At 58.7% G+C, this 7,121-nt stretch carries 6 protein-coding genes; 2 read left to right on the top strand and 4 right to left on the bottom strand.

All coding sequences use genetic code 11. The features are described 5' to 3' along the window. Positions 1 to 682 precede the first annotated feature (682 nt). From AC1DW2_RS43120 to AC1DW2_RS43105, 4 genes are all read right to left on the bottom strand, one after another. The gene (locus AC1DW2_RS43120) at positions 683 to 958 is read right to left on the bottom strand and encodes a hypothetical protein (RefSeq protein ID WP_282519164.1); all 276 of its coding nucleotides are present in this window, start codon (positions 956 to 958) and stop codon (positions 683 to 685) included. A 138-nt stretch (positions 959 to 1,096) separates the two neighbouring features. After that, entirely contained in the window at positions 1,097 to 1,660 is a 564-nt protein-coding gene (locus AC1DW2_RS43115) for a hemerythrin domain-containing protein (protein WP_477009137.1), read from the bottom strand. A 636-nt stretch (positions 1,661 to 2,296) separates the two neighbouring features. After that, the gene (locus tag AC1DW2_RS43110; RefSeq protein ID WP_477009136.1) at positions 2,297 to 2,533 is read right to left on the bottom strand and encodes a hypothetical protein; all 237 of its coding nucleotides are present in this window, start codon (positions 2,531 to 2,533) and stop codon (positions 2,297 to 2,299) included. A gap of 204 nt (positions 2,534 to 2,737) precedes the next feature. Beyond that, positions 2,738 to 3,262, bottom strand: coding sequence for an HK97 family phage prohead protease (locus AC1DW2_RS43105; RefSeq protein WP_477009135.1), 525 nt, complete (start codon positions 3,260 to 3,262; stop codon positions 2,738 to 2,740). A 159-nt stretch (positions 3,263 to 3,421) separates the two neighbouring features. Between AC1DW2_RS43105 and AC1DW2_RS43100 the strand changes: the two genes are divergently transcribed. Then, positions 3,422 to 4,105: a recombinase family protein gene (locus AC1DW2_RS43100; RefSeq protein WP_477009134.1), complete on the top strand. Its 684-nt coding sequence runs from the start codon at positions 3,422 to 3,424 to the stop codon at positions 4,103 to 4,105. 522 nt (positions 4,106 to 4,627) lie between these two features. Then, positions 4,628 to 5,104 (top strand): hypothetical protein, encoded by a 477-nt coding sequence (locus tag AC1DW2_RS43095; protein ID WP_477009133.1) that lies wholly within the window; start codon positions 4,628 to 4,630, stop codon positions 5,102 to 5,104. The last annotated feature ends 2,017 nt before the right edge of the window (positions 5,105 to 7,121 follow it).

Here is a 7,121-nt window from a genome sequence, read left to right as displayed (position 1 = left end):
GTTTTACGTCGTGTGAACCTCTTCACATGGGTATGACATCAGGACGGTTAATCTCCAGTCGCTGGCGRGAGGTTTCAGTTACAGCGGGAGGCGGCCGTGGCAGCAGACACAAAGGCGGACGACTGGTTTATTGCTGCGCACGTGCTGAGGGTACGCACGTCGTMGGGCACCGCATCGATATCGTTTAAGATTGGCAGYAGAGTAGCTAATATCGCAGCACTTTTAGGTTGCTCCGGACCAATCTCTGGAAGCGGTGTTTCGGACACGGACTTCCAAYTAGATTCGCAACTTATGCGCAACATCAGCGGTCCATGGTCATTGAAGGACGTCAAGGGCCACCGAGGTGACGTCACGCAAAACGTGTCATTYTTTCCTGATGCGTTGTCGGGCGCGGCGTTTAATAAGAGCGGAAGCGTCTTTTTTAATTTCGAGATACCAAACCCGAGCTCCACGACCTTTACGATAAAGGGCCAGTGGATGGTAAAGATGGTCCTCAATCTTGGCACGACGTTTGTAATTTAGTCCGATCCTCGCGTCTTGACATGAAAGTTAGTCGAATAGGTCATCGGCTTCTTCCTCTGGGCACACGCCTTCGCTTGTCGGGCAGTTCCTCCCTCATTTAGCCAACACTAAGGTTTCTTGCCTCGGTTTTCCTTTTCCGGTGTCCTGACGGCGCGGCCCGTCAGTTATGGGAAGCAACCAGCTGCGCACACCGAGGACACACGCCGTCGGCCGCATCCGTGAGTTGGCGCACAATCTCCTCCATGAGATCTTCACGCTCCCAACACGTGCCGTCACTCCGGGTGATGCTTCTGGCGCGGTAATAAGCATGGGTTTCGGCGTCGCTGTCTCCGACGCGGATCATGACTTCTGGATGGAAAGGACAGAGGGCTATTGCACGCGTTGTCAGCAATGCATAGCGCATGGTCGATTCGAGATTGTCGGTGTGGAGCGGCATCGTAGCCTCCTGCTTCGGGCCACAAGCGTATGTGAGCGCGGAAGCAAAGGCGCAGCCCAATTCTGACTCTCCCTTGCGCGCTTGACCTCAGCGTCCTCAGCGTCGCGCGGCACAATGCATTGCGCGACGCCATAGCGATTACTTACGCTCCGCGTCAGCCTCCTGCTCAAGCCGCAAAATATGTGCGCGCAGCGTGTCAAACCGCTCCTCGGCAACGTCGCTGAATAGCGGGTCATTGTGACTCGTTGCGGTTGAAGCGATCTCAGTCCAATCTTGAGGCTTGAGAACCTTAAGTGCCGCGGGAAAAAAATCGCGATCTTCCATCCTCATGTGACGACGCTCGTGCGCGATAAAATCCCGAACGATAAGATCCACATCTTCGCGCAAAATCTCACGTTCCGCGAGAACGCTGTCGACCGCCTGGGCGACGCGGCGTAAAAGTTGGGCCCCTTTCTGGTGCTCGCGAGCTAGATCGCCGACCTTCGCAGCAGCAGCCGGATCTCGTGCCCTCAGCTTGGCAAATACCAAGTCTTCCTGAGGATGATGATAAATTTCTGGGTAGACTTCGAAGTAACTGATAACCGCGTGAATGACCTCGTAGTCGGTACGGTCGCCGCGGTCGAACACCTCGAGTTCCCGCTCGAGGATGGCCAGCAGCTTCTCAATGTTGAGATGCTCTTGGGATAAGCGCTCTATGATCATGGCAGAGCTCCATAAACCGGTCTCAATATAGTCTTTGGTCCGATGTCAGCTTTTGCGACAGATCAATCCGAGACAACTTAATCGGCCGTCGGCTTTCCCGACAGCAGGCTCAGCCGCGCCCTCAACTCCAACACAACCTCGACAGGTTCGCGGGCGCATCCAATCAGCGATCTCGGTTCAGGGTCCAACGGGCACGCGGCGAACTTTGACCGGCCCAGCGCGGTGGCCAATGCGATTTTCAGGTCGTGCAACTCATGCCGATCGTGCTGGCCTCGCAAAAGGTTGAAGCCCTGCCGAAACAGCGCCACCGCCGCGGGAGTTACGTGCACAGAGCGACGCCGCCGATCTCGTTTCCCCCGGGCGGGCATTAGCGTGGTGGCTCGCCGAACTGCTCCAGCGCCCAAACACTATACCTCGATCCATTCGGATGTTCCGCGTGCCACTTGGTCATGATTTCCGCCCCGAACCGCTGCCAAGCGTCGCGTGCCGCCTCTCGGTCAGGATAGCCGTGCTCGTCGAGTTCGCAGATTCCATCCAGGCCCCCTGTGCAGGGCCAGCCCATTTCCAGCGTCCACTCCCAATCGTCGAGCGTGCCAGCCGCTGCATGCTTCCTATTCTTACGTTTGCGAACCGGCATCAGCGGCGGTTTCCGTAATCAGCCGTGCGAGGCGCGCGCGGCGCCTCTGGACCGTCCACGCCATTAAGGGCCAGTTCCCGGAGCAGGCGGGCGAAGCCAATACGGGCGTCGCGCTCAATAGCGACTTCCGGCCGTGGTTTGGGGCAGCCGAACCTGTCGACGTAAGTCATGCCCTCGGTTTGAATCACAGATTGGGCGCTGTCCCATGCCTCTGCGGCCAGTTGCAGCAAACGCAAGTGATGCGGCTCTAGGTCGAAATCGCCTACAACCGAGCGCCACCACCTCTTGGTTGATGGCTCAAGGTGGGCTGGTGGTCTTGATGAGGTCACGCACAGGTCTCCAAATTTTTGTTTGAACCGGGGCAGCAATCGCGAACGTAAGTGGAGGCCGCCGGTAATTGACGGCGAAGATGGAAGGGATCTGCCCCACCCCTCCCCGACTCACGTCAGCGGAATTCCGCGCTTGCGCATCTTCTCTTCGACGCGTCGACGGGCTGCCTGGTTGTTGGTGGCTCGCGAGCTGACCCACGCGCTGGTAGTTTCATAAGCCGGATTCGCTAACAGCGAAATCTCATGCAATTCGATCTCACGAATGGTCCGCGTCGGGATCGGACCGTCATCGGACCAATCGTCCCAAAGGACTCGAAAACCGAAGCTACAGCCCTTCACTGCACGTTGACGCACTGTGCCGAGAGCTTCTTGACCAGATGGGGTGGTGACGTCCGCATCCAGTTCGAAGGCCAATCCAAGCGCTGTGTCCTTCAGGAGGAGCGAGCCCGCGGATTGCCTGCCGAGTACGCGACCCCAATCGTGCGCGAGCAGAGCAACCACATCGCCGTTAGCGATTGTCTTTGTAAAGGCGCCAGGCGCGATCCTCTCGATAAACTCCCCGCCGATCCGTAGATTGCTACCGTAGTTTGGTATGAGCCTTCTTACTCTGGTTCTGAGATTTGGCTCACATTTCATCGACTTGGTACGTCCAAGTTGGAGGAGCCCCGTTCCGTCGACGTTCTGGCTTGGCCCCTTCCCTCTTTCACGACTCACATAATCTTGGCGAGCGGCGGTCAGCCTGCAGCCGATGGCGCGCTTTCTCAAGAAAACCGGACAGATGTGTAGGTCAACGTTATGGTTGGTAAAGGAAAACGGGTTGAAGCTATCGCCTATCTTCGCACGTCATCGGCAGCCAATGTTGGTGCCGACAAGGACAGCGACCGTCGCCAGCGGACCGCTATCGAGAGCTTCGCTAAGGCGAACGGGTATGAGCTCGCGGGCGAGTTCTATGATGCGGCGGTCAGCGGTGCAGACCCGATTGCTGAGAGACCGGGCTTCGCCGCCATGCTCGATCGCATCGCCGGCAATGGTATCAGGACGATACTAGTCGAGAGTCCGGACCGCTTCGCCCGTGACCTGGCGGTCCAACTAGCCGGACACGACCATCTCCGCGGTCTCGGCATCGCGCTGATCCCAGCCAGCTCGCCAGACTTTTTCATAGAGGACACGCCAACGGCAGTGCTAGTCCGCCAAGTGCTTGGTGCCATCGCACAGTTCGAGAAGGCAACCACGGTGGCGAAGCTCCGCGCCGCGCGTCAGCGCAAGCGTGAGGCAATCGGAAAGGTGGAAGGCCGGAAAAGCTGGGCGGAACTCAATCCTGAGCTGGTGGCCACAGCAAAGCGTCTACGCCGACGATCACCAAAGGGACACCGTCGCTCACTACGTGAGGTCGCCGACGAGCTCGCGAAACTGGGCTTTACCAACGAACGCGGAGTGAGGTTTTCAGCATCGTCGATTGCTTCTATGGTTTCTGACTAGCGCGTCTCCTTATGCGCCTGGCCGCGACCGAGTCCGATCAACCCTCAAGAGCAGCGGAAGAGCGGACATTCCTCGCAGAAGGGCACATGACCGCTGCCCAGTGATGATCCAAAGCCGCTCGAATGGTTTGATCTTCATTCATTCTCTTCCCTCGCCTCGCAATGCTGGGCATATTATCTCCAAAATGGAGCACCGGCACGAACGGAATGTCTGCTGGGGAGGCAATCGCGACCGTTTGGCCGGGTTTAAGTCAGGTCCGATCTACCCCTGACAGCCGACATATCCTCGGCCGTGGGATGGGGCTGCGATGGACATATGTGTGGACGTGCCTCGCGCCGTCCGGGCAGCTAGACGCGCCGCATCACGGGCGAGCCGCGCATCCTTTAGCGATACGTCCTCCACCAGCTGCCTGTCTGACCGCCTAGACATAGGCGCGGATGTCGGTGGCGCGCCGCAGCGTCGCGGCTTCGTCCAGAAGGCGATCGATTCGGGCCTGCTCCAGCTTTGCAGGCGCTCCCGTTCTTGCCGTTCCAGCTCGATCTGATGCTGCCTTATCTCCTGTTCGCGTTCGGGCTTACGCTTTACCCGCCATTCGAACCGCCGCACGCAGCCTTCCCGGTACCGGAGCTCGGCTACTGCGACGATCTCGACAGCGATGTCCGCCATCATGTGCTCGAGCGGCGCGTCTTCGGTATCCTGCCAGGCCGTCCGCTCCGCCTCGCGCTGATAACCTTCGACGATGGCAAGTCGAAGCGGATCGGATTTGCCTCCGGTCGGGTGACCGCTCTGGCTGACACCCCGCCGCGCCACCTTCGGCCGATCGAGGGTGAGAAAGACTGCAGTCTGGTGGACGGTGATGGTGATTTCCCGGGCTTCGTGCCCCTCACCTCAGGCTTTCCGCCGCACCGGACCACAGCTAGGAACAGCGCGTTGAGCAGCCGAGGTCGCCGTTGCTCAAACGGGGTATCGAAGACCGGCTTCTCCCAGGAAAAAGTGTAGGTGGCTGTCTTTTGCTTCTCGTGGCGCGCCTCGTCTTTGGCGAGAAGTTTTGAGACGGCCGGATGCCCCAAGGTCAGCACCCTGCCGACCTTGACCGTCCCGATGATCTTGCGGACCCGCTCGCGAACAAACGCCGTGTCTTCGGAAAATTCGGGCCGCTCGGGCAATGGACCCAGCAGTTCCTCCTCGGTCAGCGACCTCTGCCAATAGTAGCGCGCGCCGGGGTGGATTTCATCGCTCATCCCGGGCGCGCGCGGACGCAGCACTGCCCTGGCCGCCGGCTTGCCCGCCTGGAGCTGGGCCCAGTGGCTCTTGGCGGGACCGGGATGTCGAATTTGGTGCAGGTGTTTTTCAGTGTGGGAACTGAAACCGTGGACTGCTTTGCGAGGTGAGTGAGGGGGTTTGACCAAACAAGATCGTACAGTCGCGCGCGCTTATTCTTATCTCCCCAGAGTTGCATATTGGCCACTGGGCGGCACAGTATGACATCCACCCGTAAACAAGAATGCACCGATGGGCCATCGCCGCGTCTCGCATTGTCCTTGCGCAGAGGTGTGGATAAGGTTTTAGCGGCGTGCCATCAAAAGAGTGGCTAGGTCAAAGCTGGCTTGTCGGTACGTTGGCAATTACGTCCTCAGCAATACGAACGACACCGCGCGGGATCTATCTTGATGCCGCCGTAAAATCTTCCACGACTGGTTCATAGCTGTAGACAGGATCTCTCAGTTATCGCGACGTAAACGAAGCGAACACGCAAAAGAATGCTAGCGGCATCGACACCGACGACAGACATACTAAGAAAAAACCCACAATGTCAGAGTCTGGTTTAGTCTATATTTCCCGCTTATTTTTGAGCTACAGCAGCATGATTCCGGAGATCCAGATCGCACGTCAGATTCGAGCGATTTAACTTGCTATGCCTGCATTAAAAAACGTCCGAACGAAAGGTCAGTACGCCAGCCGTTCCAGGAACCTTAGGACAGAGGCACGGTCTCGCGACGGCTGTCATGAGTTATTGCATCATGGTAGTTGGGTTGCGACGATTCGTCTCAGCCTGACGATGGTCGCAGTCTAGTGAAAACCGGGATGAAACCGTCGCAGCGGTCGCTGCCAGCGTGGCGACAATCAAGATACTGGACACGCAACGCGAATCTTGCACCTTCCCCGATTTTTGCGGTCGTCTTCGCTAGACTAATTTATCGCTGAAGTTGAAATCAGCCCATTTGAAGCACAAACGCTTAGGTAGTATCTGCGACGTTTGCGGAGTATGATCTTGTCGTTTCAGCAGACCCCGAAACAGAGCAATTCTAGGAGGGAGCATGCCCGAAAACACAACCCACACACCGTCGCGAACTGAAGGAGACCAATGGACTTGGCCGCAAGTGGTGGCCAAGGCGTGGTCGGATCCCACGTTCCGCGAGAAGCTCCGGCAAAACCCGAATTCCGTTCTCGCTGAATTCGGTATGCGGATCGAAGACGTTGACCTGAAGATCGTGGAGAGGCCAACAGAATTGAACGAAGAGGCTGGGCTTTTAGCTCGGCCGATCGAGATGGCCGTTGCGGCCGGCTGGTCCGCAGCCGGTGGGCAGATGCAACCTCCCTACCAGCCCGCCTCCGGGCCCACCAACGTCGCTGGCGCTTTCACGGTGTCTGTGCCTCCCTGTTGGACTGGTTCCGGCCAACCAGGCGGCAGCCCCCAAGGGGCCTCGATCGCTGGTTTGTGGAGCCAGGCGGGCGGCATACCTCAGGGCCAAGGACCCTCGACCGCCGGATGGTCGGCCTGTCTCAGCCTGCCGGTGACTGTATCGGCSTGCTTCAGCGGYGCCGGTCAGCCGGGCGGCATGCCTCAGGGTCAAGGAACGGGCCAAGGACCCTCGACCGCGGGATGGTCAGCCTGCATCGGCGTGCCGGTGACTGTATCGGCGTGCTTCAGCGGTGCCGGTCAGCCGGGCGGCATGCCTCAGGGCCAAGGACCCTCGACCGCGGGATGGTCAGCCTGCATCGGCGTGCCGGTGAC

The sequence above is a fragment of the Bradyrhizobium sp. P3_C3 genome (assembly GCF_056402655.1).
Note: the sequence above shows the minus strand (reverse complement) of the source record. Positions and strands in the feature narration are given on the sequence as shown.

Bases quoted from the DNA above. Each gene is read 5' to 3' on its own strand.
- AC1DW2_RS43105 (WP_477009135.1), bottom strand. From the start codon at position 3,262: ATGAAATGTGAGCCAAATCTCAGAACCAGAGTAAGAAGGCTCATACCA.
- AC1DW2_RS43120 (WP_282519164.1), bottom strand. From the start codon at position 958: ATGCCGCTCCACACCGACAATCTCGAATCGACCATGCGCTATGCATTG.
- AC1DW2_RS43115 (WP_477009137.1), bottom strand. From the start codon at position 1,660: ATGATCATAGAGCGCTTATCCCAAGAGCATCTCAACATTGAGAAGCTG.
- AC1DW2_RS43100 (WP_477009134.1), top strand. From the start codon at position 3,422: ATGGTTGGTAAAGGAAAACGGGTTGAAGCTATCGCCTATCTTCGCACG.